Origin of the sequence: Mesorhizobium sp. B2-1-3A (genome assembly GCF_006442655.1) — a bacterium.
In the GTDB taxonomy this organism is placed as follows: domain Bacteria; phylum Pseudomonadota; class Alphaproteobacteria; order Rhizobiales; family Rhizobiaceae; genus Mesorhizobium.
This window is the reverse complement of the sequence record NZ_VFWK01000001.1, coordinates 1,089,386-1,114,681: the sequence shown is the minus strand read 5'-3', so window position 1 is coordinate 1,114,681 and position 25,296 is coordinate 1,089,386. Positions and strand designations below refer to the sequence as shown.

General features: G+C 64.2%; 21 protein-coding genes. 1 reads left to right on the top strand and 20 read right to left on the bottom strand.

Going from position 1 to position 25,296, the window contains the following annotated elements; all coding sequences use genetic code 11:
• Nucleotides 1–103: 103 nt before the first annotated feature.
• The 7 genes from FJ977_RS05465 to murA all read right to left on the bottom strand — a co-directional run bounded on the left by FJ977_RS05465 (nucleotide 104) and on the right by murA (nucleotide 8,647).
• Nucleotides 104–1,852: an ABC transporter ATP-binding protein gene (locus FJ977_RS05465; RefSeq protein WP_140769241.1), complete on the bottom strand. Its 1,749-nt coding sequence runs from the start codon at nucleotides 1,850–1,852 to the stop codon at nucleotides 104–106.
• On the bottom strand, nucleotides 1,849–2,688 hold the full coding sequence (locus FJ977_RS05460) for an ABC transporter permease (protein ID WP_140769239.1): 840 nt from the start codon (nucleotides 2,686–2,688) through the stop codon (nucleotides 1,849–1,851). The genes FJ977_RS05465 and FJ977_RS05460 overlap by 4 nt, the downstream gene beginning before the upstream one ends.
• Nucleotides 2,688–3,647: an ABC transporter permease gene (locus FJ977_RS05455; RefSeq protein ID WP_140769237.1), complete on the bottom strand. Its 960-nt coding sequence runs from the start codon at nucleotides 3,645–3,647 to the stop codon at nucleotides 2,688–2,690. Before FJ977_RS05455 ends, FJ977_RS05460 begins: the two co-directional genes overlap by 1 nt.
• Nucleotides 3,648–3,677: 30 nt before the next feature.
• Complete coding sequence (locus FJ977_RS05450; protein ID WP_140769235.1) at nucleotides 3,678–5,195, bottom strand: ABC transporter substrate-binding protein; 1,518 nt, start codon at nucleotides 5,193–5,195, stop codon at nucleotides 3,678–3,680.
• Between the two features lie 226 nt (nucleotides 5,196–5,421).
• Complete coding sequence (gene murQ, locus FJ977_RS05445; protein ID WP_140769233.1) at nucleotides 5,422–6,345, bottom strand: N-acetylmuramic acid 6-phosphate etherase; 924 nt, start codon at nucleotides 6,343–6,345, stop codon at nucleotides 5,422–5,424.
• A 170-nt stretch (nucleotides 6,346–6,515) separates the two neighbouring features.
• Nucleotides 6,516–7,394 carry an N-acetylglucosamine kinase gene (locus tag FJ977_RS05440; protein WP_140769231.1) on the bottom strand — a complete coding sequence of 293 codons (879 nt, stop codon included), beginning with the start codon at nucleotides 7,392–7,394 and terminating at the stop codon, nucleotides 6,516–6,518.
• Complete coding sequence (murA, locus tag FJ977_RS05435) at nucleotides 7,391–8,647, bottom strand: UDP-N-acetylglucosamine 1-carboxyvinyltransferase (protein WP_140769229.1); 1,257 nt, start codon at nucleotides 8,645–8,647, stop codon at nucleotides 7,391–7,393. Before murA ends, FJ977_RS05440 begins: the two co-directional genes overlap by 4 nt.
• 168 nt (nucleotides 8,648–8,815) lie before the next feature.
• Here murA and FJ977_RS05430 point away from each other — a divergent pair, with 168 nt between their 5' ends.
• The gene (locus FJ977_RS05430; RefSeq protein ID WP_140769227.1) at nucleotides 8,816–9,667 is read left to right on the top strand and encodes a MurR/RpiR family transcriptional regulator; all 852 of its coding nucleotides are present in this window, start codon (nucleotides 8,816–8,818) and stop codon (nucleotides 9,665–9,667) included.
• Nucleotides 9,668–9,686: 19 nt separating this feature from the next.
• Here FJ977_RS05430 and fhuB read toward each other — a convergent pair whose 3' ends face one another.
• From fhuB to FJ977_RS05365, 13 genes are all read right to left on the bottom strand, one after another.
• Nucleotides 9,687–11,693 carry a Fe(3+)-hydroxamate ABC transporter permease FhuB gene (gene fhuB, locus FJ977_RS05425; RefSeq protein ID WP_140769225.1) on the bottom strand — a complete coding sequence of 669 codons (2,007 nt, stop codon included), beginning with the start codon at nucleotides 11,691–11,693 and terminating at the stop codon, nucleotides 9,687–9,689.
• The gene (locus tag FJ977_RS05420; RefSeq protein WP_140769751.1) at nucleotides 11,690–12,565 is read right to left on the bottom strand and encodes an iron-siderophore ABC transporter substrate-binding protein; all 876 of its coding nucleotides are present in this window, start codon (nucleotides 12,563–12,565) and stop codon (nucleotides 11,690–11,692) included. The genes fhuB and FJ977_RS05420 overlap by 4 nt, the downstream gene beginning before the upstream one ends.
• A gap of 25 nt (nucleotides 12,566–12,590) precedes the next feature.
• Complete coding sequence (locus tag FJ977_RS05415; RefSeq protein ID WP_246682819.1) at nucleotides 12,591–14,780, bottom strand: TonB-dependent siderophore receptor; 2,190 nt, start codon at nucleotides 14,778–14,780, stop codon at nucleotides 12,591–12,593.
• A gap of 135 nt (nucleotides 14,781–14,915) precedes the next feature.
• Nucleotides 14,916–15,800, bottom strand: coding sequence for an AraC family transcriptional regulator (locus FJ977_RS05410; protein WP_181179612.1), 885 nt, complete (start codon nucleotides 15,798–15,800; stop codon nucleotides 14,916–14,918).
• A gap of 133 nt (nucleotides 15,801–15,933) precedes the next feature.
• Complete coding sequence (locus FJ977_RS05405; RefSeq protein ID WP_140769223.1) at nucleotides 15,934–17,289, bottom strand: glutamine synthetase family protein; 1,356 nt, start codon at nucleotides 17,287–17,289, stop codon at nucleotides 15,934–15,936.
• A gap of 591 nt (nucleotides 17,290–17,880) precedes the next feature.
• Entirely contained in the window at nucleotides 17,881–18,579 is a 699-nt protein-coding gene (locus FJ977_RS05400; protein ID WP_140769221.1) for a GntR family transcriptional regulator, read from the bottom strand.
• A 158-nt stretch (nucleotides 18,580–18,737) separates the two neighbouring features.
• Complete coding sequence (locus FJ977_RS05395; protein WP_244735192.1) at nucleotides 18,738–19,523, bottom strand: ABC transporter ATP-binding protein; 786 nt, start codon at nucleotides 19,521–19,523, stop codon at nucleotides 18,738–18,740.
• Nucleotide 19,524: 1 nt separating this feature from the next.
• Nucleotides 19,525–20,328, bottom strand: a complete 804-nt coding sequence (locus FJ977_RS05390; RefSeq protein ID WP_140769217.1) for an ABC transporter permease — start codon at nucleotides 20,326–20,328, stop codon at nucleotides 19,525–19,527.
• 122 nt (nucleotides 20,329–20,450) lie between these two features.
• Nucleotides 20,451–21,824, bottom strand: coding sequence for a histidinol dehydrogenase (gene hisD, locus FJ977_RS05385; protein ID WP_140769215.1), 1,374 nt, complete (start codon nucleotides 21,822–21,824; stop codon nucleotides 20,451–20,453).
• A gap of 30 nt (nucleotides 21,825–21,854) precedes the next feature.
• Complete coding sequence (locus FJ977_RS05380; protein ID WP_140769214.1) at nucleotides 21,855–22,595, bottom strand: SDR family oxidoreductase; 741 nt, start codon at nucleotides 22,593–22,595, stop codon at nucleotides 21,855–21,857.
• Nucleotides 22,596–22,617: 22 nt separating this feature from the next.
• Nucleotides 22,618–23,331 carry an SDR family NAD(P)-dependent oxidoreductase gene (locus FJ977_RS05375; protein ID WP_140769212.1) on the bottom strand — a complete coding sequence of 238 codons (714 nt, stop codon included), beginning with the start codon at nucleotides 23,329–23,331 and terminating at the stop codon, nucleotides 22,618–22,620.
• The gene (locus FJ977_RS05370) at nucleotides 23,328–24,212 is read right to left on the bottom strand and encodes a polysaccharide deacetylase (RefSeq protein WP_181179610.1); all 885 of its coding nucleotides are present in this window, start codon (nucleotides 24,210–24,212) and stop codon (nucleotides 23,328–23,330) included. The genes FJ977_RS05375 and FJ977_RS05370 overlap by 4 nt, the downstream gene beginning before the upstream one ends.
• Before the next feature lie 64 nt (nucleotides 24,213–24,276).
• Entirely contained in the window at nucleotides 24,277–25,275 is a 999-nt protein-coding gene (locus tag FJ977_RS05365) for an ABC transporter substrate-binding protein (protein ID WP_140769208.1), read from the bottom strand.
• Nucleotides 25,276–25,296: the final 21 nt, after the last annotated feature.

Here is a 25,296-nt window from a genome sequence, read left to right as displayed (position 1 = left end):
GGTGCGGGCGACGCTGCCAATCTCCCCCCTAGTGGGGGAGATGCCCGGCAGGGCAGAGGAGGGCGCTGTCCCGCCGACCTTGGATATCCCAGCGCACCATCCTTCACGCCTCTACCCTCACTCGATGATCCAGCCCAAACTGCTCCCACCGCGCCGGCGCCGGCTCGAACCCCTGCGGGCGCACCAGCGAAGGCACCTGGCGTGTGTCCAGCCCGAAATGCTCATGCCGCCGCTCGATGGTCGGAACGGCGGCGATCAGCTTCTTCGTATAGGAATGCTTCGGCTTCGACAGTACCGAGGCCGCGTCGCCGATCTCGACGATCTGGCCGGCATAGATGACGGCGATGCGATGAGCGATCCGCTCGACCACCGCCATGTCGTGCGAAATGAACAGATAAGCCAGCCCGAACTCGCGCTGCAGGTCGACCAGCAGCTCCAGCACCTTGGCCTGCACCGAGACGTCCAGCGCCGACACCGCTTCATCGAGAACGACGACCGAGGGATTGAGCATCAGCGCGCGGGCAATGCACAGCCTCTGCCGCTGGCCGCCGGAGAATTCGTGGGGATAACGCCCCAGACTATTGCTGGGCAGGCCGACGCGTTCCAGCAGGCTCGCCATTCTGGCACGTGTTTCGCTGTCCACACGACCACCGTTGGCGATCACCGGCTCGGCCAGAATGCTCTCGATGCTAAGCCTCGGGTTGAGCGAGGCATAGGGGTTCTGGAACACCATCTGCACGGGCTTGACGCTGCGCTCGGCGGAAGCCTTTCGAGCGCCGAGCGAGAAGCTGCCGCGCGTCGAGCGCACCAGCCCGAGCACCGCCTTTGCGGTGGTCGATTTGCCCGAACCGCTCTCGCCAACGATGGCCAAGGTCTCGCCCGGCATCAGGTCGAAATCGACACCGTCGACGGCATGCACCGCGCCGGTGGCGCGGCTGAAGAAATTGCTCTTGAGGGGAAACCGTACGACGAGGCCGTCGACCTTCAAGGCCGGGTCCGCGTGCGTGTCCTTGTCGCGCTGCCCGTCCGTGCGCGTCGCACGACCGCTGGCGAAATGCGGCACGTCCTGCAGCAGATGCTGTGTGTAAGGGTGCTGCGGCCTGTCAAGAATCTGGTTCAGCTCGCCTTGCTCCACGGCCTGCCCCTTCTGCATCACCATCACCTTGTCGGCGATGCCGGCAACCAGGCCGATATCGTGGGTGATGAAGATGACAGACATGCCGGTCTCGCGCTTCAGCTCGGCGAGCAACGCCATGATCTGCGCTTGCACTGTCACGTCGAGCGCCGTCGTCGGCTCGTCGGCGATCAGCAGGCGCGGATTGCAGGCGAGCGCAATGGCAATCATCACCCTCTGCAGCATGCCGCCCGACAGCTGGTTGGGCGTATATTTCAGCCGCCTTGCGGCATCGGGAATGCGCACGCGGTCGAGCGCATCCTTGGCCGCAGCGGTGGCTTGCCGGCCGGTCAGGCCTCGGTGCAGGCGATACGATTCCTCGATCTGCGAACCGATGGTCAGCACAGGATTGAGCGAGGTCATCGGCTCCTGGAAGATCATGCCGATCTCGGCGCCGCGAATGCTGCGCAGTTGCGGTTCGGTGGCAGCCATCAGGTCGAAGAGGCTGCCGTCGGCCCGCTTCAGCGTCATCGAGCCGCCAATGATGCGGCCGCCGCCGAAATCGATCAGCCGGTTGATCGACAGTGCGGTGACCGATTTACCGGAGCCGCTTTCGCCGACAATGGCCAGTGTCTCGCCATCGGCAAGATCGAAGCTGACGCCGCGCACCACCTCATTGGCCTGGCGGTCGCGGCCGAAGCCGACGCGCAGATCGCGGACGGACAGCAGCGGGCTCATGCCGGCGCCCTCCGCATCCTGGGGTCGAGGATATCGCGCAAGGCATCACCCAGCAGATTGAAGCCGAGGATGCTGATCATGATGGTCAGCCCCGGAAAGATCATCAGCCAGGGCGCGGTTTCCATCAGATTGCGGCTGTCGCTCAGCATCAGGCCGAGCGAGGCCGCGGGCGGCTGCGTTCCCAGCCCGAGGAAGCTGAGACCGGCTTCGGTGAGCAGCGCCCAGGCCAGCGCCAGCGTCACCTGCACGGTCAGCGGCGCCACCAGATTGAGCAGCAGATGGCGCGTGACGATGTAGCTCGAACTGCTGCCGAAGGTGCGCGCCGCGTCGACGAATTCGCGCGCCTTGAGCGAAAGGGCAGGGCCGCGCACCACGCGGGTGAAGATCGGCGTGTAGACGATGCCAATGGCGACGACGCTGGTCCATGTGCCCGGCCCGGCGACGGTGACGATGAGCAGCGCCAGAAGGATCGCCGGGAAGGCCAGCAGCACGTCCATGATGCGCATAACCACGCCGTCCCAGCGGCGCCCGAGCCAGGCTGCCGCGAGCCCGAGCACCGTGCCGGCAAGGGTCGCGAAGGCCACCGAGAAGAAGGCGACCGTGAAAGACTGCCCGATGCCTGCCATCAGCCGGCTGGCCACGTCGCGGCCGAACAGGTCGGTGCCCATCCAGTAGGCGCCATTGGGGGCGTGCAGCCGGTCAACGCGGAACTGCGTGATCGGGTTGTGCGGCGTCAGCCCGGCCAGGCCGAGGATGGCGATTATGAGATAGACGCCGACGATGACGCCGCCGATGCGGCCACTGCCATGCCCGAAGATGGCGCGCAGGATGCGCATCACTGCTCTCCCAGACGGATGCGCGGATCAAGCCCGACATAGGCGAGGTCGACCAGGAGATTGACGATCATGAAGTTGAAGGCGATGAACAGCACGGCTCCCTGGACCAGCGCGTAGTCGCGCTGCAGGATGGCGTCGAGCACCATGCGGCCGAGGCCAGGCAGGGCGTAGATTTGTTCGACGATGACGGCGCCGCCCAGGAGATAGCCGAACTCGATGCCACCAAGCGTCACCACAGGGATGAGCGCGTTGGGCAGGGCATGCCGCCAGATGACGCTGCGCGCCGACGCGCCCTTGCTGCGCGCGGTGCGCACATAATCGTCGCTCAACACGTCGAGCATGGCCGAGCGCGATATGCGGGTGACGGACGCGGCGAAGGCGAAGCCCAGCGTGATGGCGGGCAGGATCAGCTGGCTGAAATTGCGCAAGGGATCCTGCCAGAGCGGCGCGAATTCGCCCATCGCCGGCAGCACGCCGAAGCCCGCCGACAGTGTGTAGATGATCAGGAGGCCAAGCACGAAGCTCGGCGTCGACTGGCCGATCATGGCGACGATGCGAACCCCGAGATCGGACGGTTTTTCATTGTGCGTGGCGGCAAAGATGCCCGCCGGCAAACCGACGATGAGCGCGATGATCATCGACAGGACAGCCAGTTCCAGCGTCAGCGGGAAGCGCTCGAGGATGACGTCGAGCACCGGCCTGCCATAGGTGACGGAAATGCCGAAATTGCCGTGCAGGATGCCGCCTATCCAGCGCCAGTACTGGACGAACCAGGGCTGGTCGATGCCGAAATAGGCGGCGAGCGAATCCCGCTGTGCCGGCGTCAGCAGGCCGGCCTCGGTGCCGAGCATCGCCGTGATTGAATCGCCCGGCACCATCCGGATCGCCACGAAGACCAGGATGGACACGCCAAGCAGGACGAGAGGAAACGTCGCCAGTCGTCGCATCAGATAGTTCACGCGAAGGATACCTCTCGTCCAGGCTTGCGGTTACTGCTGGATGGTAACCTTGCTCAGGCTGAACAGCGTGCCGGTCGGCGTGGGCACGAAGCCGGCGATGTTCTTCTGCTGGGCCGTGTAGCTGTAGGACGTGTAGAGCCAGATCCAGGGCGACATTTCGGCGAGGTGCTTCTCGAACGCGGCGAAGATCGTCTTGCGTTTGGCCGGGTCGGTTTCGGCGCGGCCCTGCTGCATCTGGCTGTCCAGCGTATCGTCGATGTAGTTGGCCACCTTCTGCAGATTGCCTGCCTTGGTCCAGTAGCGGTTGTACATGGTGTAGGGGTCGGCGCGGCCGCCATTGAGCGCGATTGCCATGTCGAAATCGCCCTTCAGCCAGGCATCGACATAGACGTTGAGCTCCATCATCTTGATGTCGAGCTTGACGCCGATTTCAGCCAGCTGCGACTGGATGACCTGCGCTTCCGCCGCGGCCGTCGGCGGCTCGCCGGTGGCGCCGATCACGGTCGCCGAGAAGCCGTCGGCAAAACCGGCCTCGGCCATCAGCTTCTTGGCCTTTTCCACATCGCGCTTGTAGCAGAACAGCTGGCTCGGATCGGTCGCCAGCGCCGGGATGGTCAGCGGTCCGGTGACCTTGCCCTCGCCGAGCGAGGCGGTGTCCAGCACCTCCTGCCGGTCGATGGCGCAGGAGATCGCCTGGCGCACCTTGAGTTCGGTCATCGGCTTGCGCGAAGGGTTGAGCTGCAGCACGTGGTAAGCGAGCACCGGCACGCGGTTCAGCTGCAGGCTGGCTTCCTTCGGCACCAGCGTGGCGACCAGCGGGTCGTTGAGCAGCGCGAAATCGATCTGCTTGGTGCGCATGGCGGCAAGGATTGCGGCCTCGTCCGGAAGCACGCTGATCTCGATGCCGTCGACGCCGGTCGCGCCGCCGGCCCAGCCCTTGTTGGCGCTGAGCACTTCCTTGGCGTTGGGGTCCCACTTATCGAGCTTGAACGGGCCGGAACCAACCGCCTTGGTGCCGATCGAGCCGGCCTTGATCTCGGCCGCCGGAACGATGGCCGCGTTGACGTCGCTCATCGCCGTCAGGATCGGCACGTCTGGTTGTGACAGATGGAACACGACGGTGGCTGCATCCGGCGTGTCGATGCCGGCGATCGACAGGAAGTTGGCGCGGGCCGCCGCCCCAGTCTTCTCGTCGAGGATGCGCTCGAAGGAGGCCTTGACATCGGCTGAGGTGACGGCCGTGCCGTCCTGGAATTTCGCCTTGGGGTCGAGCTTGAAGGTCAGTTCCTTGCCGTCCTTGGAGAATTCCCAGGACGTGGCGATGGCCGGGATGATCTGCAGGCTGGCGTCGACCCGCACCAGCGGCTCATAGATCAGTTCCAAAAGCCGCAGCGACGAGAACGCCGTCTGCTTGTGGGGATCAAGTCCGGTGGCGTCTTGCGACCAGGCCATGTGCAACGTCGCCGCCTGCGTCGAAACCGTCGCGATGCCGAGCATCGCTGCCAGGGTGATACCCGACAGCAGCGTTCTTGTGAGATGCCCTATCATTTTCGTCTCCCATTATGATTTGACTTGATGCCTTGCAGTTTCCGCGAGCCGCTTCCAAGACACACATGCTTTGGAGTATCGGCCCAGTTTAGAGCATTTCCGGCGAAAATAGGATCGCCCCAAATGCTCTATCTCTTTGTTTTTACGCAATTCCAGACGCAAAACCGCCGCGCACTTTTGCTGGAATTGCTCTATGCGGCTTCGCGCCGTCTTGTCTCAAGCGGTGTCACACCGCGCTCTCGCTGATCGCCCTTCTCAGGAAACCTCCGGCCTTCGCGAGGGCAGCCCGCGCCGCCTCGACATCCATGCCGGTGATCGTCACCAGGATCGCCAGTTTCACATCGTTGCCGGTCTGATGAAGTGCCTGTTTGGCCCGCTGCGCCGTGCAGCCCGTGGTCTGCATGACCATCCTGGTTGCCCTGGCCACCAATTTCTTGTTGGACGGGTTGAGATCGACCATCAGGTTCTGAAAACTCTTGCCGATGCGGATCATCGAGGCCGTGGTCAGCATGTTGAGCACCAGTTTCTGCGCGGTTCCGGACTTCAGCCGGGTCGAGCCGGTGAGGACTTCGGGGCCAACGACCGGCGAAATGGCGATGTCGGCGATGCCGGCAATGGTCGACGCCGGATTGCACGACAGGGCAACCGTCGTTGCGCCCACTTGCTTCGCATAGGTCAACCCGCCGATGACATAGGGCGTGCGCCCGCTGACCGCGATTCCGACGACCACGTCGTTGGCGGTGAGCCCAATATCTTGCAACGCCCGCACGCCCATCCTCGGGTCGTCCTCCGCGCCTTCCGTCGACCGCACCAATGCATCGGGTCCGCCGGCGATCAGGCCGATCACCATGTCTTCAGGCACCCCGAAAGTGGGCGGGCATTCCGAAGCGTCGAGAACGCCGAGCCGGCCGCTGGTGCCGGCGCCGATATAGATCAGCCGCGCGCCTTTCTGGAAGGCAAGCACGATGCGGTCGACCGCGGTTGCGATTTCCGGCAGCACCTTTTCGACAGCCGCGGGGACGGCTCTGTCCTCGTCATTGATCTTGCGCAGGACATCGATGGTCGGCAGCAGGTCGATATCGACGGTCCGCGGGTTGCGGCCTTCGGAAACCAGCCGGTCGAGCTCAGACATCAACCCTTGTTCGGTCATTCCAATGCTTTCAAAAGTCCTGCCGCACGACCGGCGTCGAGCACGGATCCAATCGGCGCCAGCGCCCACGGACGATCCGGCCCGATCAGTTTTCTTCGTTAACTTTTTAGAATTGGATATTCATACCGTCAACAAATATTTGGAATATTTTATTCCTTCTCCCGCAAGGTTTACCGTGCGCAGAGCGATCGTTTGGCCAGGATGACCGCGCCCGATACGGCGTCACCGTCGGCGGGTTTCAGCCGGCGCCGGACATCGGGCGCAAGCCAGGGTTCGAGCGGGCTGGCGAGGCCGCCCAGCAGGGTTATACGCGGCGCGCCTTTCTCGAACAGCACCCGCACCAGCGTGTCGATCTGCTCGGCGGCACTTTGCACGATGCGCCGTCCGGCCGGATCGCCCTGGTCGGCGTGGCGCATCACCATGGGCGCCAGGGCCGCGTAATCCGTGGCGCTGGCGCGGTCCATCCAGGCGACCGCTTCCGTGGGATCCCCCTCGAAGCGCTGCATCACCTCCGCCAACAGCGCCGTCCGCTCATGCCGGCCATCATGGGCGCGCAACGCCAGCTGCACGGCCTTCAGTCCCAGATGGGCGCCGCTGCCTTCGTCGGAGATCGGAAAGCCGTAACCACCGACACGCAGGTTGCGCCCCTCGACAAAGCCGAGCCCGATCGAGCCCGTCCCGGCAATGACGATGGCGCCGTCCTGGCCGGAATGCGCGCCCAGGCAGGCGCCGACACCATCGCTGACGAAGTCGATGCTGGCAAAGGGATGCGCGATCGCCCGCAACGCTTCCAGCGCGCCCTTGCGGCCGATGCCGGCAAGGCCGATACCGGCGCGAATCCTTGCGGTCTCCGCCGGCCCGAATCCCGTCTCCTCGATCGCCGCGCCAAAGGCTTTGGCAATGGAGGCCCAGGCCGCGTCGATGCCGAGCCGCGTCGTCGCCGGCCCGGACAGGCCTTGTCCCAGCACGTTGCCTTCCGCATCCTCGATGCGAGCCCGGCAGCCGGTGCCGCCGCCGTCGACGCCGAGAAAATAGTCGGGGCCGCTCATGGGCTCAGCCGCTCGATGTCGGCGCCGCAGAGACGCAGCTTGCGATCCAGCTGCTCGTAGCCGCGATCGAGGTGATAGACGCGGTTGATGATCGTTTCGCCCTCGCTGACCAGCGCCGCCAGCACCAGCGACACCGAGGCGCGCAGGTCGGTGGCCATCACCTGCGCGCCATGCAGCTTCTCGCCGCCGCGAACCAAAGCCATCGTGCCTTGCAGCTTGATGTTGGCGCCGAGCCGCATCAGTTCGGGCACATGCATGAAGCGGTTCTCGAAGATGGTCTCGCGCAGCAGGGAGGCCCCATCCGCGCAACACATCAGCGCCATGAACTGCGCCTGCAGGTCGGTCGGAAAACCCGGATAGGGTTCCGTCGTGAGGTCGGCGGCCTTGAGCGGCCGGTCGCGAGACACTATCAGTCCGCGATCGCCGGGCCAGACGCTGACGCCGGTGGCCTCCAGCAGCTGCACGACAGAAGCCATGTGTTCGAGCCGGGCATGGGTGAGCTCAAGCTGACCGCCGGTGATCGCCGCGGCAATCGCATAGGTGCCGGCCTCGATACGGTCCGGGATGATGTCGTGCCGGGCCGCGTGCCATCTGGTGCCGCCGGCGATCAGGATACGGTGCGTGCCGGCGCCCTCGATGCGCGCGCCCATCGCGTTGAGGCAAGCGGCGAGATCAGCCACTTCCGGCTCGCGCGCCGCGTTGAGGATCTCGGTTTCGCCCTTGGCCGTGGTCGCCGCCATCATGGCGGTTTCGGTTGCCCCGACCGATGGCGAGCTGAGCACGATGCGCGTGCCGAGAAGCCCGTTCGGCGTAGAGGCGACGATCAGGCCGTTCTCGATGGCGATCTTGGCGCCCAGTGCCGCGAGCGCGGCGACATGCATGTCGACCGGCCGCGCGCCGATCGCGCAGCCGCCAGGCAGCGAAACCCGCGCATGGCCGAAACGGGCCAGAAGCGGTGCGAGAACGAGCACCGTCGCGCGCATTTTGCGCACCGTGTCATAAGACGTTTCCTTCGAAACGGCAGCACTCGTATCGATCGTCGCGGCGTGGGCCGACCGTGTCACGTCGGCGCCGTGAAGCCGCACCACGCCGAGCATGTTTTCGACATCGGTTACATCGGGCAGGTTGGTCAGTTCGAGCGGGTAGGGGCTGAGCAGGGCCGCCGCGATCTGCGGCAGGGCCGCGTTCTTGGCGCCGGATATGGTGACCGCGCCTTCCAGTCTTCGTCCGCCGACGATCCGCAATCTGTCCATGGCTGAACCCTTGTATGTCGAAGCCGGGCGGCGGGTCCGGTCTCTCCGGAAGGTCCATCCGATTCCGAACCTGGCCGGTCCGGTTCGAGAATTAATTCTGCATTCTTGGCTGTCAATCGAAATTGGAATATTTTATTCCTCCGAGCATCGAAGCGCTCCAGAGGGTTCATGTCCGTTCTAAAGACGATCAATGCGAAGCTCGACGGCATGGCGCCAGGTGATCGCGAGATCGGCCAGTACATCGTCGACAATCCCGACCAGATGCTGCGCCTGTCGACGGCCGCCCTTGCGGCCGAGATCGGCCGCAGCCAGTCGAGTGTCGTCAAGTTCAGCCAGAAGCTCGGCTATGCCAGCTACCAGGAACTCAAGCTCGCCGTCAGCGAGGCCAAGGCGCAGGACTGGCAGGTGCCGGCCGGTGTCATCCATGGTTCGATCGAGGTCGGCGACACCTATCCGGTCATCCTGAAGAAACTGATCGGCAGCAAGCTGCTGTCGATGCAGCAGACCGTCGCCGCCAACAGCGAGCGCATCATTTCCCGCACGCTGGAGCTGCTGGATGGTGCACGCCGCATCCATCTGGTCGGCGTCGGCGCCTCCTCGCTGGTGGCGCGCGATTTCTCCTACAAGCTGATGAAGCTCGGCCGCAATGTGCTGCACGACAGCGACAGCCACATCCAGATGGCCAATGCCGCGACGCTCGGGCCTGGCGACGTGCTGTTCGCGCTCTCCTATTCCGGCGCCAGCATCGAAACCTTGCGCATCGCCGAGCTTGCCCGCAAGCGCGGCGCGATGGTGATTGCCGTTACCGGCCTGCACGACAATCCGCTGAGCCGTGTCGCCGACATCCGCCTCTACACCATCGCCGACGAGGAGCGAGCGCGCTCCTCCTCCATCACCGCGCGCGACGCGCAGCTGACGCTGACCGACCTGTTGTTCATCCTCTTGGTGCAGAAGCAGCCGGACGCCAACGACTATGTCCACAACAGCGAGGCGGCGGTCTCGGTGCTGAAGGCTGAATGATCCCGGGAGTTCGAGACGGTCAGCCTTGGCGCGGCACGCCCCTGGCAAGCAGGTAGACAAGATACGGGCCGCCGAGCAGTGAGGCGAACAGACCGGCAGGCAGTTCGTAGGGAAAGGCCGCCATGCGCGACAGCCAGTCCGAGACGATCATCAGCAACGCGCCCAGAAGCATCGCGCCGACGAGGTGAAGCTGTGCGCGCGAAAAGCCGGCGAGCCGGGCAAGATGCGGCGCGATCAGGCCGACGAAGCTCAACGGCCCGACGATCATCGCGGAGAGCGCGGTCAGCAGCGCGGCGACGATGATCAGCATCAACCGTCCGCCGGCGACCGGCACGCCCAGGCCGCGCGCGGTGTCGGGCCCGAGCGGCATGATGTCGAGCCAGCGCGCCGCGAGAAACAACGGCAGCGTCAGCGGCAACAGGCAGGCCAGCGCAATCGATGCGTCCAGCATGGTCGCCTGGCCGGTCGAGCCGCTCAGCCAGCGCAACAAGACATAGGACTGTGCATTGCCCATCGCGATCGTCGCGGTGATCACGGCGCTGCACAATGCGCTCATGGCGATGCCGGCGAGCAGCAATCGTTCCGCGCCGAATTTCGCTCGCGCGGCGATCGCGAGCATGGCGATCAGTGCCGCCAGCGAACCCAGGGCCGAGCCGGCGAGCTGCCAGCCAAGCCCGGCCGTGGCGCTGACCATCAGCACCGCTGTCAGGCCGGCACCGGCGCCGGTGCCGACGCCGAGCACTTCCGGGCTCGCCAGCGGATTTCCGGTGACCCGTTGGATGACGACGCCCGCCGCGGCGAGCATGGCACCGGAGGCAGCCGCCACGCCGATCCGTGGCGCGCGCCAGGCCGTGAGATCGGCCAGCAAATCACCGCTGGCGAATGACCAGCCCGTGGGGCCGCGCCCGACGACAAGCGCCACCGTGACGGCGACAAGGGTGAGCACAGCCAGGAGAATGATGACGAGCCATGGTCGGTTGGCCTTGCGCGGTGCGGCATCGCTTGGGCCAAGATGCGGCCATTCGAACATGCGCAGCCTCGGCAACAGCCACAACAGCAACGGACCGCCCAGAAGCGCTGTCCCCGCACCGGTCGGAATGCGTTCGCCACCCGAACCGGCCGCCAGTTGCACCAGCCCATCCGTCAGCCACAGCAGGATGGCGCCTACCAGCGGTGCGGCGACCAACTTTTGCCGCAAGGTGCGTGCGCCGGAAAGTGCGGCGAGCGCGGGCGCGGCGAGGCCGACGAAACCGATGACGCCGACTTCGGCCGTAACGGTCGTCGCCATCCAAACGGCAAGCGCGATGATGAGAAAGCGGCTGGTATGACGAGCAACGCCCAGACCACGCGCCGAGGCGTCGTCGAGGCCGAGGATGGTCAGCGGCCGCAGCAGCATCAGCGCCGCAACGGCCCCGGCCGCCAGCCTTGTCGTCAGCGCGACGGCCGGCCCCCAATCCTGCTGGACCAGCGATCCGCCGCCCCAGATGAACAGCGAGAAAAGGTATTCGCCATTGGCAAGGATCAGGGCGGCGCTGACCGAGCTGGCGGTCAGTGCCACCATCATTCCGGCCAGTACGACAGATACCGGCTCGAGCCCGCGCCGCCAGGTCAATGCCAGCACGAGCAGCACAGCCGCGGTGCCACCGGCAAAGGCGACCAAACCCTGCGACCACCCGATCAGCAAGGGCGCGTAGAGCGAGGCTGTTGTCATGGCCAGTTGCGCACCGGCCGAAATGCCGAGCGTCGATGGCTCGGCTAGCGGGTTGCGCAGCACATGCTGCAGGAGGAGGCCGGACAGTCCGAGCACCGCGCCCGCCACCACCGCTACCACGGCGCGCGGCAACGTGCTGTAGAGGAGGATGATGCGATCGAGATCGGCACCCTCCGCCGGCGGCATTGCAAGCCACTGCATCCCAACCCGCCATGCGAACAGGAAAGCGGCCGCCGCCGCCAGGGCACCCCACACGGCCAGGGGCGACAGGGCACGGCCGGCCCCCGCATAACCGGTCGCGGCGCGGTCGGTCATGAAGCATGCCCCGCAAGCGCTGCCGTCGCGAGGCGCGCGAAGCGGCGTGCCGACGGCAGGCAGCCGAAATGATTGATCGGTTCCAGTACCGCGACGCGGTTCTGGCGGACTGCCGGCAGAGCGTTCCACAAGGCGTTCGTTGGAAGCGCGCGCCCGACATCCGCGGGCAGTGGCGAGACGATCAGGATCGACGCTTCGGGCACGCGGGCCAGCGCTTCCAGGCCGACGGGTGCGGCCGCGCTGTAGCTCGTCTCGTCGGCCCAGGCATTTTCGATGCCGAGACGGGACAGCACATCACCGAACATGGCGTCGCGGCCGAAGGCGCGAAAATGCCTGCTATCGCCCAGGCTGATGACGAAGACCGGCTGCCCGGACGATGGCGGCAAGGTGGCGCGAAGTCTGGCGATTTCGGCTGATGCCTCGTCCACGCAACGCTTGGCCTCCGCTTGTCTGCCGAGCTTCTCCCCCAGGGCCAGCGTCGCTGCCTCGGCGAGTGCGTAGGGCGGTACGCCGGCCTCGTAGACCGGTTGCGCGAACACAGGTGCGATGCGTTCGAGCATCGGGCGCTGGTACTCGTAGAAATTGGAGATGACGATCAGATCCGGGGCGATGATGCGCAGCAACTCGTAACTGGGGGCGCCACGCAGCCCGGCGTCGGTTACCGATTGAGGGACGGCCGGCTCGACCGCGATCTTGCGGAACTGGATCAACTCCGTCGCCGCCACCGGTTCGACGCCGAGCGCCAGCAACGTCTCAAGCATGCCCCAGTCGATCGCGGCAATGCGTGTCGCCGCTGCCTTGGCGGTGGCCGGCGGCAGCAAGGCGGCGGCCGCCAGCGCAAGCACCTGCCGTCTGTTGGGCAGATGGATCATCGCCGGCGGGGTTGGCAAGTTGCGGCTACCACGTCGTGTGCATCTTCAGCTTGAACGAGCGGCCTTCGCCGTAGGAGCAGGTCAGCGTCGTCTGGCAACTGGAAACATAGGTCTTGTCGAAGAGGTTGGTGACGTTGAGATCGACTCCCCAATTCTCCTTCTCATAGCCGAGCTTCAGGTCGGCCAGTGTCACGGCCGGCACCTTCGCCGTGTTCTCATTGTCGGCCCACGAGGAGCCGAGATAGCGCAAACCGCCGCCGATCGAGATGCCGTCATACCAATCGCCGCGGAAGGTGTAGTCGGCCGAGGCGGAGGCCATGACCTCGGGCGCGATGAAAGGTGTCTTGCCGATCAGCGCCGGATTGGCATCCTTGGTGATTTCGAGATCGTAGGCGGTGAATGCTCCTGTAATCCGGAAGTCATCGGTCACATTCACCTTGCCCTCAAGTTCGATGCCCCGCGAACGCACTTCGCCGGTCTGCATCTGCGTGAAGAGAGTGACGTTCGAGGGAACGTTCTGGCGAGTGAGGTCAAACAACGACAGGGTGAACAGCCCGTCGATGAAGGTCGGCACATACTTCACGCCGACTTCATACTGCGTGCCTTCCTCCGGCTTGAACAGATTGCCCAGCGCGTCAGTGCCGATGATCGGGTTGAAGAAGGTGGCGATGCTGGCATACGGGGTTACACCGTTGGCAAATTCATAGGCGATACCGGCGCGGCCGGAGAAATCGCCGACCGTGCTCGTCTGCGTGCTGGAACTTGCCGAGTAGTAGGTGGGCCGATTGTCGGCGTCGAGCCAGCCCCGGTCATAACGGCCATTCAATGTCACCAGCCAGCCATCGCCGAAGCGTAACTGGTCCTGCGCATAGAAGCCAAGCTGCTTCTGGGTCAGGTTCTGGTTGAGATAGCTGACGCGCGGCGTCAGCGGCGAGCCGTAGACCGGATGGAACGCGTCGATGGGGTTGTCATAGTTCTCATCATAGAGGCCGGACGACTGGACCTGGTCGATATTGTAGTATTTGAAATCCAGGCCGGCGAGGATCGTATGTTCGATCGGACCCGTCGTCACCTTGCCTTCGATCTGGTTGTCGAGAAGGAAGGTCTTTGCCGTGGTGTCGTGATCGAAATTGATGCGGGCTAGATCGGTAGGCCCTCCGATGGTTGACCAGCCGTTCGGATAGACGCTGACCTCGTTGATATTGGCGGCGGTGAAGCGGGCGTTTGAGCGCACCGTCCACTCATTGTCGAAATCATGCTCGAACTCGTAGCCGATCGAGCCCTGTTCGCGCTTGTAGAGATCGATGCTCGGCTCGGTGAAATTCGCGTTGGGGTCGATGCGGCCGTAATTCACGCCGCCGACAATGTGGTCCGTCACCGTGCCGTCATAGGGCAGGAAGCTGCCGCCATTGTGGTTCTCGTCTATATGGCTGTAATTGGCCAGGATGGTCAGCGTGGTGGCTTCGTCCGGCTTCCAGGTAATGCTGGGAGAGATGAAGCCGCGCCAGCCATTCTGCAGGTCGCTGTAGGTATCGCCGCCGGCGACCTTGCCATTGATACGGTAGCTGACCGTGCCGTTGTTGGCCACGTCGCCAATGTCGAAGCCGAGATAGACATTGCCGGCATCGTTGACGCCGGTTTCGACATAGCGCTTGCGTTCGAACTCCGGCCGCTTGCTGACATAGTTGACCAGACCGCCGGGATTGCTGCCGCCATAGAGCACCGAGGCCGGGCCTTTCAGCACCTCGATGCGCTCGAGCCCGAAGCTGTCGACGTAGAAGCCGCCAAAACCATAGCTGAACAGCTGCAGGCCATCCATGTAGGTGCCGGTCGCCGTCGCCTGGAAACCGCGGATGAAGAGCCAGTTGGTATCGCTGTCGGGACCAAACGGCTGGGCGAAGACGCCGGCTGTGTAGCGCAGGGCCTCATCCACCTTCTGCGCGCCCTGGTCGTCGATCTCCTGCCGACCGACCACCGAGACGGACTGCGGGATCTCCTTGATGTCGGTCGCGGTCTTGGAACCGGTCCTGGTCTTCTTGGCGACGACACCGTTGACTGGGCCGGTGGCGCTGCCGCCGGCCTCGCCCTCGACCACCACCGGTTCAAGCTGGGTGCTGGCAGGCGCCGTTTGCGCGAAAGCGGCCATCGGCTGGATCATCGCGACGGCAGCGACGCCACCCGCCAGAAGCGCCTTCATCCGGTAAAGTCTGCTCATCAGGAAAGCCCCGCCTGTCGTCGTTGAGATACTTGATCATTTACCTCAACTTATAGGCGGGTCATTGGACGGATTTGGGCGGCTTGTCCATTCTTGTCCAAACGAGGGACATCGCGGCGTCATGTTGCGGAAATGTCACTGCTTGTCGGCGCTCTTCATCCAGACGCCGGGCGTCACCCCGACAACCGCCTTGAACACGCGCGTCAGATGCGCCTGGTCGAAGAAGCCGGTCGCCTCGGCGATATCGGCAAGCGAGGCGGCGTCACGTGCCATCATCGCCTTGGCCCTGTCGACCCGCGCCCGCATCTGCCAGCGGTGCGGCGGCACGCCCGTTGCCGCCTTGAAGGCATGGCTCATCGCGGTTTCGGACAAGCCGGTCAACGCGGCGAGATCGGCGAGCCGGATCCTGTCCAGGCAGTGCGCGTCGATGTAGTCGGTGACGAGGCGCAGCTTGCGGCGCGACAGCGGCGAGCGACGCCTGACGGCACCTGGCGGATCGATCTGCAACAGGCTCGCGAACAACGCATTGAGCAGGCCCTCGCCATAGAGATCGTGCAGAGGCTGCTCGCTGCCGCATTCGGCGGCGATCAGCCCGGCCAGCATCGCGATCCGCTCATCGCGGAACTGGAAGCGCGACATCTGCAAGGCTTCGCGGTCGAGGCTGCGGCCGAAGCGGCGCGTCAGCGTCGCCACGTCAAAATGCAGATCGAGATGCCTGATGCGGCGCAAGCCCTCGACCCGGCCACGGATCGGTACGCCGGCTGGAATATAGGCCATGGAGAGGGCCCTGTCGTGGCGGGATAGTTCGCCCTTGGCCCCTTCGACGAAGAAGGCGCCGTCGCCATCCACATCGAGCGCGACAAACAGCCGGGGATCGGGAGAGACATAGTAACCCTCGGCCCGGTCAGCGCACGCGACATTCCAGAGGTCGGCAACCGCGCCGTCCCAAAGGTGCCATTTCAGGTCGCCGATGACGGAGAAGCCCTCGATCCGGCTTTCCATGCGCGCAACGAAGGTCAAGTCCTGTTTGTCTCCGGGCATAATACATGACAAAAAATATCATGTTTTATGCCCGATTGACGCCTGCGCCGCAAGCCCCTTGCGTCACTGCCGCCCGAAGGTCGTCCGCGCCGATGCCGATGGTCAGTTGAGTCTAAACGCTTTCGAGATAGGTCTCGATCTCGAAGTCGCTGACATTGAGGGCAAAGGTGTTCAACTCCTGGCGTTTGCACGCGACGAAGGAGTCGCGCAGGATCGATGGGAAGATTTCAGCCACATGCGTTCCGCTTTCGAAGGTGGCGATCGCGGAGGCCCAGTCCGGCGGCAGCTTGGCTGGTGCTGCGCCTTGTCCGTCGTTCCCGGTCGGCTCGCCCGGCGACATCTGTCTTTCGATGCCGATCAGGGCCGCGCCCAATATGGCGGCAAGCACCAGATAGGGATTGGCGTCCGCTCCCGACACGCGATGCTCGATGCGGCGCGCCCCGGTCGGGCCGCCGGGAATACGGATCGCGACCATGCGGTTCTCGTAGCCCCAGGCGACCGCGGTCGGTGCGTAGGAGCGCGGGCGAAGCCTGCGGTAGGAATTGAAGTGCGGCGCGAACACCAAAGTGCTCTCGGCCATCGCGGCCAGCAGGCCGCCGACCGCGTGACGCATGGTTTCCGAGCCCTGATCGGTGCCGTCGTCGAACACATTGCGGCCTTCGGCGTCGACAAGGCTGAAATGGACGTGAAAGCCGTTGCCGGCCCGGTCGCCATAGGGTTTCGCCATGAAGCAGGCGGCAAAGCCGTGCTTGCGGGCAATGCCCTTCACCGTGCGCTTGAACAGCACGGCGTCGTCAGCGGCCCGCAGGGCGTCGGCTACATGGTTGAGGTTGATCTCGAACTGACCGACGCCGTTTTCGGCAATCGCCGTGTCGACCGGAATGCCTTGCGCCCGGCAGGCCTCGTAGACGTCGTGGATGAAGGCTTCGAAGTCGTCGATCTCGTCGATCGACAGCGCCGCATCGGAATCGAGACGTCGCCCGGTGACCGGCGAGACAGGTCCGACCGGCCGCTGCGACTGCGGATCGACCAGATAGAATTCAAGTTCCGTCGCCGCGACCGGGGTCAGGCCAAGCGCCTTGTAGCGATCGAGGATACGGGCCAGCGCTCGCCGGGGATCACCGAGATAGGGCGCACCGCTCTCGTCGGCGAGCCAGAGCGGGACAAGCGCCGTCGGATGCGCGGTCCAATCCACCGGCAGGATGCCGCGTCCCGTCCATTGGCAAAGGCCGTCGGCATCGCCGGTCGAGAAAACCAGCGTGTTGCCTTCGATGTCTTCGCCCCAGATGTCGAGCCCGATCAGCGAGTAGGGCATGCGCAGCTTGCCTTCAAGCGCCTTGCGGGCCTGCTCGACGGGTATGCGTTTTCCCCGCATGACGCCGTTGAGGTCGCACACCGCCGCCCTCAGGCTCTGGATGTCGTTTCTGCTTTCAAGCCAGCTCAGAACGTCCGCAATTGCATCGCTCAATTTAAAACCTCTGGTTTTCGAAGGTGCCCCAAGCCGTGCCGGCTGCGCTATCCCTGGTAAAAATGCTTGTGAGTTTTCGGAAAAATATCCGGCCGCTGCCGGGTATTTTTCCTTATTTTTTCAATTCACTAGCTGGGATGTCGGGAGGCATTTCAAAACCAATTGCGCGATCTGCGATCGCAACATAGAGGCAAGAGGGTGGAAAGCCAAGGGGCATTCGAGCTGCGACGTCGGCCCCCAACTCTTGGGCGGATGCCCTGGTCCCCCGGCGAGGAAGTCTTGACGGGTCCCTTGCGTTGATGGACCGCACACCTTGACGATTGGCGGAAACATCGATGATTTCGTCATCCACGGGCGGAGCAAGGAGCGAAGCGACGCGGCGCAGACCCCTGGAGCTGCTCCGCAGCCCAAGGGATCCATGCCGCGACTTCAATGCGTTGCTACGGTGCAGGATTCTGCTCCGCTGCGCTTCACGGCGAAGGTCCCGGCATGGATCCTTGGGTCTCCGCGACGGAGCTGCGCTCCTGCTTCGCCCTAGGATGACGAAGTTGGTGGCTCCAGGAACCATAGGCGCCTGTCAGGAGCCCAATCCTAGCCTCTCACGTCCGGAAATCTGGCCTGCCGCAGGATGTGCGCGGCGCCTTCGTCGATGTCGCGCACGATGGCCGTGCGGGCGCGCGCCGCGTCCTGGGCTTCGATCGCCGCGACGACTTCCTCATGATAGTCGATGTCGAGGATCAAGGAGAGATCGTCCTCGAACCCCATCGCGAGATTCCTGAGGAAAGGGCCGACCTGCATCCACACGGTCTCGACCAGGAAGATCAACTGCTCGTTGCCGCAATGACGATAGATCGAGAATTTGAAAGCGTAGTTCTTCCTGAGATAGTCACCGATATCGCCCTTGCGCGCCGCCTGGGTCAATTCCGTGCAATGGCGGCGGATCGTCCTCAGATTGTTGCCGTTGATGAGCTTTGTCGCGAGCTCCGTCGCCGAGCCTTCGAGGATTGTACGCACGGCGGTCAGTTGCGAGAACCGGTCGGCGGAGATCACCGGCACCTCGACGCTGCCGTTCGGCATCGGGCTGAGCGCCCGCAGCGCCTGCAGCCGCATGAAAGCGCTGCGCACCGGCATGTCGCTGGTGCCGAGTTCCTTGGCGAGCTTGCGCGAGGTCAGCTTCTGCCCGGGCGTGAACTGACCGGACATCAGGGCCCGCACAAGCTCCAGATAGACCTTCTCATGCAGGGGTACGGTGTCGACCGCGCTCAACCCGAATTGTGTTCTGTCGGCCATTGGCGGGGGCGCTACTTCATTCGTTCTGAAATCTACCCTGACGGCAACAGCCGCGGACAATCCGATCGGGCCGGGCATGGCGGGACGCCGAAGCCGGCAATCTATCGGCGCATAGTAGACGCCTCAATCGTTGCGCGGCAACCCGTGTAGCATGACGTTCAATCGAACTCGGCGCGGCGGGTCTCTTCGCGAATGGACTTGAGCACTTGCGCCTGAAGTTCGAGGACGTCGCGGTCATGCTGAATACCGGTCGGTCTCGGCCTGACGGAAGGCACAGTGATGCACTCCTTGATGCGACCAGGATTGAGGCCCATGACGAAGATGCGATCGGACAGATAGACCGCCTCCTCGACATCGTGGGTGACGAAGATCACGGTCAGGCGATGCTCCTGCCAGATCTGCATCAGCAATTCCTGCATCTGGCCACGGGTGAGCGCGTCGAGCGCGCCGAAAGGCTCATCCATCAGAAGCATCTTTGGCCGGTAGGACAGCGCGCGCGCAATGGCGACCCTTTGCTTCATGCCGCCGGAAAGCTGGCTCGGAAAGCTGTCGGCAAAACGCGAAAGCTTCACCAGGTCGAGATGCTGACGCGCCACCTCGGGGATGTCCTTGGCATCATGCCCGGTCTCGCGCAGCGCGAACTCGACATTCTGCAGTGCCGTCAGCCATGGCAGCAAGGTGTAGGACTGGAAGACGACGCCACGGTCGCGGCCCGGTCCGTTGATCGGGCTGCCGTCGACCAGCATCTCGCCTTGTTCATAGTCCTGCAGGCCGGCGATGATCGACAGCAGCGTGCTCTTGCCGCAGCCCGACGCGCCGACCAGCGAAACGAACTCGTTGTCGCCGACTTCGAGGTTGATGTCGTCAAGCACCTTGATCGTCGAACGTCCGTTCGTGAACGACTTTTGCAGATGCGAGATCTTCAGCTTGGGATGCGCCTGCATGTCAGGACTTCCTCTCATATTTGAAGAAATGCCGACCGAGGAAACGCATGATCTGGTCCGTCGCCAGGCCCAGTATGCCGAGCACCAGAATGTATCCGATCGCCATGTCGGTCTGCAGGTAGCGCTGGGCAACCGTGATCCGGTAGCCGAGCCCCGAATTGGCGGCGACCAGTTCGGCCAGCGTTACCCAGGTCCATGCCCAGCCCAGCGAAATGCGCAGCGTGTCCCAGATCTGCGGCATCGCCGAGGGCACGACAATGCGCATCAGCACACGCAGATCGCTCATTCCCAGTGTCCGCCCGAAGCCGATGAAGTCTGTGGGAACGCGCTTGATGTTGTCCTTGAACATCAGTGCTTGCTGGAAATAGGTGCCGATCCAGATGATCAGGAACTTCTGGATGTCGCCGGTGCCGCTCCACAGGATGGTCAGCGGCACGAACGCCACGACCGGCATGTAGCGGACAAAGTCGAGGAACGGTTCGATCGCCGCCTCCCAGAAGCGGTAGGCGCCGATCAGGATGGCCGTCGCCAGCGCCATCACCGAGGCAATGAGGAAGCCGATCATGATGCGGTAGACGCTGTTGCCGACATCGCTGGCCAGCGTTCCATCGGCGGCCAGCTTTCCAAGCTTGGCAACGACGGCGGCGGGCGAGGGCAGGAAGATCGGCTTCGCCACGCCAAGTCCGGTCGCCAGGAACCACGCCGCGATGAAGAGCAGGAAGGCGCAGACGGCGATGAAGAGATAGGTCGAGCCGGAAATCTCCGCCGCCATGCTCAGCAACGGTTTGCGCTGGGGGCGTTGCATGGTCTGTTTCGGGACGGCTGTGTCGGTCTGTAGGGTCATCGTGATCTCGCTAGAGCAATTCCAGGAAAAGTGTGAAACGGTTTTCCGTCCGGAGTTGCGTCAAAACAAAGAGTTAGAGCAGTTCACCGTTTCCGTGAAACGGTGAACTGCTCTAACGTGCCGGTGGCGTGGCTGCTGTTCGACAGGATGCGGTCGCGGATTTCCGAGACCGAATTCGCATGCGCCATGAAGCCTTCATATTGGGCGAAGGTGCGCGCGGCCGGCGCCAGCCTTTGATAGGCCGCCTGGGACAGATAGGCGATCGAGGAGCGCTTCATGAAATCGAAGACGGCGAGCGGCGAGGCGGTGTTGGCGCGCCCGCCCGTCGGCAGGACGTGGCTCGGTCCAAGCACGAAGTTTGCGATCGGAATTGCCGAATGCGGACCGAGCAGGATCTCACCGGCGTTCCGGATCCTCGGCAGCAGCTCGAAGGCCGATGTCGACAGCACGGCCAGATGCTCGGCCGCGTAGTCGTTGATGAAGTCGAAAGCCGCTTCGATCGAGGGCGCCAGCACGATGCCACCATTCCTGCCGTTCAGCACGGTGCGGGAAAAATCGGCGCGGTACTCTCCCATTGCCTCCCAGAACTGCGGCACCGCGGCGGCGATGGCTTGCGCCAGGGCGCGATCGGTCGTCACGACAAAGGCGGATGAGTCGGGGCCATGCTCCGATTCAACCGTCAGCTCCAATGCGGCAAGTGCCGCCGGAACCGAACTGTCGGCATAGACCAGCAACTCGCTCGGACCGGCCGGGCTGCCCGGATCGATCCGGTTCGACAGAAGCTGGCGTGCCGCGCTGACCCATGGACTGCCGGGGCCGACGATCTTGGCGCATTTCGGCACGGTCTCGGTGCCGTAGGCAACCGCCGCCACCGCCTGGGCGCCGCCGCAGAGATAGATGTCCTCGATGCCGATCAAGGAGGCGATGAAGCGCGTGGCGGCGTCGGCCGAACCGTCCGGCCCGGGCGGGGTCACGATGACCACCCTAGGCACGCCGGCTACCTTGGCCGGTACGGCGGTCATGATCGCGCTCGACGGGAAGAAACCCTTGCCGCGCGGCACGTAGCAGGCGACGGAATCGATCGACGTCCAGCGGTCGCCGATCAGCGCGCCTTCGGTTTCCTCGCTCAGCCAGAGATTGTCGGGCATTTGCGCCTCATGGAAGCGCCTCACCTGCGCCACCGAGAGCCGGATCGCCGCGACGATCTCGGGATCGAGTTCCTTCTCGGCGCCGGCGATCTGGCTCGCGGACACTTTCAGCGTCGTGCGGTCCAGCGTCACGCCGTCAAACTTGGCGGCAAGCTCGATCAGGGCATCGTCACCCCTGGTCCGCACGGCGGCGATGATCGGCTCGACCTTGCTGATCGTGTCGGTGAGATCGGCCTCGGTCCGCTCGAGCAGGCGTGTGCGCGCCTCTGAGGACATGTTGGCCAGGTCGTGGATTGCTACAGGTGACATTCTATTTCCTTCGTGCTGTCGAAACGCCCCTCACGGGGCGACGCGCGCGGCCAGCCAGCCGCCGTCGATGTTCAGGATATGGCCGGTGATGAACTGGGCGTCAGGGCCGCACAGGAACAGGATGCCGCCGGCGACATCCTCGGCCGTGCCGACGCGCCGGATCGGCGTGGTTTCTATCATGGCGCGCCGGTACCAGGCGTCCGAAGCGATGCGCTCGGCGACGATCGGCGTGTTGATGACGCCGGGCGCCACGGCGTTGACGCGGATCCCGTCGGCCGACAGGTCGGCGGACAGCTGCCTCGTCAGTTGCGAAAGCGCGCCCTTGGACGCGGCATAGGGAGCGGTGTTGGGAAATCCGATCTCGCCGAACACCGAGCAGACATTGACGATGCAGCCGCCCGGCCTCGCCAGATGCGGGAGCATGTCGCGTGTCAGCCGCATCGCCGCGCGCACGTTGATGCCCATGACATGGTCGATCAATGCGTCGCTGCTGTCGGCAAGCGCCTTCGGCCCGGCGACACCGGCATTGTTGATCAGCATGTCGACGGTTCCGAACCGCGCCTTGGCGGTTGCCACGATGCGCGCCGGGGCATCGTCCTCGGCGAGATCGATCGTCAGTTTCGGTTCCGCGCAATCCGCCAGATAGTCCGCGTTCCAGTCGACCGAAAGGACTTCCGCGCCTTCGGCCTGCAGCCGCCTGGCCGTGGCCAGGCCGATGCCGTTGCCGGCGCCGGTCACCACGGCGGTCTTTCCCTGAAATCGCCTTTCCATTGCCAGTCCTTCCCAGGCTGATCTAGATCGTCTGCCCGCCGTCGATCGTGAACTCCGACCCGGTGATGTATTCGCTGCCGGGCGACGCCAGGAACGCGACGAGATGCGCGATTTCCTCTGGCCTCGCCAACCGGTTGAGCGGCACCGAGGCAGCCATCCTGGTCAGGTTTTCGGCCGTGTTCTCGCCAAGCATCGGCGTGTCGACAAGGCCCGGATGCACCGCGTTGACGCGGATGTTGCGGCCGGCAAGTTCGCGCGCCGCGACCTTGGTCATGCCGCGGATCGCCCATTTCGATGTCGAATAGGCGAAGGCACCGCTGAACCCCCTCAACCCGCCCGTCGAGCAGACATTGACGATCGAACCGCCCTGCGCCGGCATTAGCGCTACGGCGGCGCGCATGCCGAGGAACGTGCCAAGCTGATTGACGTCGGTAACGGCCTGGAAACCGGCGACGCTTTCTTCCAGGAATGGCACCGGATTGAAGATGGCGGCATTGTTGACCAGCGCATCGAGATGACCGAACCGCTCGGAAACCATGTCGGAAATGGCAGTCCAATCGGCCTCGTCAGCGACATCGAAGGAGGCTGACAGGATCTGGCCGGCACCGGTGGCCTGTTCGCTCACGCCGGTGAACGACCGGTCGAGCGCGATCACGGTCGCGCCTGACGAGGCGAACAGCGTCGCGATCGCCGCGCCGATCCCGCCGGCGGCCCCTGTCACGATTGCCGTTTTCATCTGGTCAGCCTGTTGTCGCCGGCATCCACGGGCAGGGAAGGCGAACGCCCCTTGCGCCAGTGCCGCACATAATCCTGGCAAGTCGTGAAGCCGGCGCGCGCATGCGAGGCGACATGGCGGATGAATTCTTCCAGCATCAGCAGCCTGTGGCCACGTCCCATGATCTGCGGGTGCATGGTCACCACCATCACGCCGCTGCCGATCCGCTGGTAGAGGAAGTCGAACTCGGCCTTCCAGATCTCAAGCGCCGTCGACGGCGCGCGGCCGCCTGGCAGATAGCCCTTGTCGGTCGCCAGGAATTCGAATTGTGGGAAATCGTCGAGATGCCAGGCGACAGGCATTTCGACGAGCTCGACCGGCAGGCCGAAGCGGAATTCTTCCGTGGTCGACCACGCGTCACCGATCCGGCACCAGTACGGTTCGTGATCGTTGCCCATCATCGAGCTCTCGTATTCGAAACCGAATTCGAGCAGCAGTTCGACGGTGGACGGGCTATTGTCCCAGGCCGGCGACCGGTAGCCGGAGGGCCGGACGCCGGCGACCTTGTCCAGTGCCTCCAGGCCTCTCAGCAGGACGGTGCGCTCTTCCTCGCGTGTCAGCAGCACGGGGTTCTCATGGACCCAGCCATGATGGCCGATCTCGTGGCCGCCATCGCGGAAGGCGCGCACCACCGGCGGGAAGGCCAGCGCCGAATGGCCAGGCACGAAGAAGGTTGCCGGGATGCCCGCCTTCTCCAGCACGTTGAGGATGCGGCGCGCGCCGATCGGATCGAACTCGCCGCGCGAGAGCATGCTCGGCGACGTCGCCCGATGGCTGCCGATCCATGTCGAATAGCCATCGAAATCGAACGTCAAGGCCACTTGAACGGCGGTGCTGGTCATGTCTGGATTTCTTCCCGCCATTGGCGGGCGAGCCGCATTGGCTCGCCCGCCGGCCTGGCAACGCTTACTTCGAATGCGCCACGGTAGGGTCGATGGCTGCGTCGTAGGCGATATCCTTGTCGATCAGCTTGGCGGCGATCGCCGCCTTGACGATGCCGGGATAGGTGTCGGACTTGAACACGCCGTTCAGTGCCTTCTGGCTTTCGCTGACCGAATAATACGACACGCCGTCGAAGGCCGTCGCGAGGTCCGCCGGCTCGGCGCCCACGCCCTTGGCGATGATCGCACGGCCTTCCTCGGTGTGTGCACGGTAGTATTCTAGCGCCTGGTCCCAGCTCTTCAGCATGGCCTGCACCTGGCCCGGCTTCTTCTTCAGCGTCTCCTCCGGCACGGAAAGCACGTCGCTGATCAATCCCGGCGCCTCGCCGGCCTCGGCCAGCACCTTGATGTTCTTGTCGGCGCCGATGGCGGCCGAAATATACGGTTCATAGGTCACGGCCGCCGGCACGGTGCCGGAAATGATAGCCGTGCCGGCGCTGGCGGCCGGCATAGGCAGGACGTTGACGTCGTCGATGGTCATGCCGTTCTTCTGCAGCACATAGTTCAGCAGCAGGTCGCTGGTCGAGCCGCGCTCGAAGGCAACCTGCTTGCCCTTGAGATCGGCCACGGTCTTGATGTCGCTGTTGACCAGGATGGCATCGGCCTTTGTGCTGGCATCGAGAAGCAGCACGCCCTTGATCGGAATGCCGGCCTGCACCTTGGCCAGCAGCTGCTGGATGGACTCATTGTCGCCGTCGACCTGTCCGGCGGCAACAGCCGCGCCCATGTCCTTGTCTTCGACGAAATTGGTCAGCTCGACGCCTTCCAGCCCGTTGGCTTTGAAGAAGCCCTTTTCCTGGGCGATGTACCACATGCCGTAGCCGAGCCAGGGCGATATTGCGAGCTTGAACACGCCCGGTTCGACCGGCAGGTCCTGTGCCTTTGCCGTTTGCGTCGCGAACGGCATTGCGGTGGCGAGTGCCAACAGGGCGGCCGCCCCGATGAAGTGTTTTCTCAATCCCATGATCCTGGTCCTTGTTCCCAA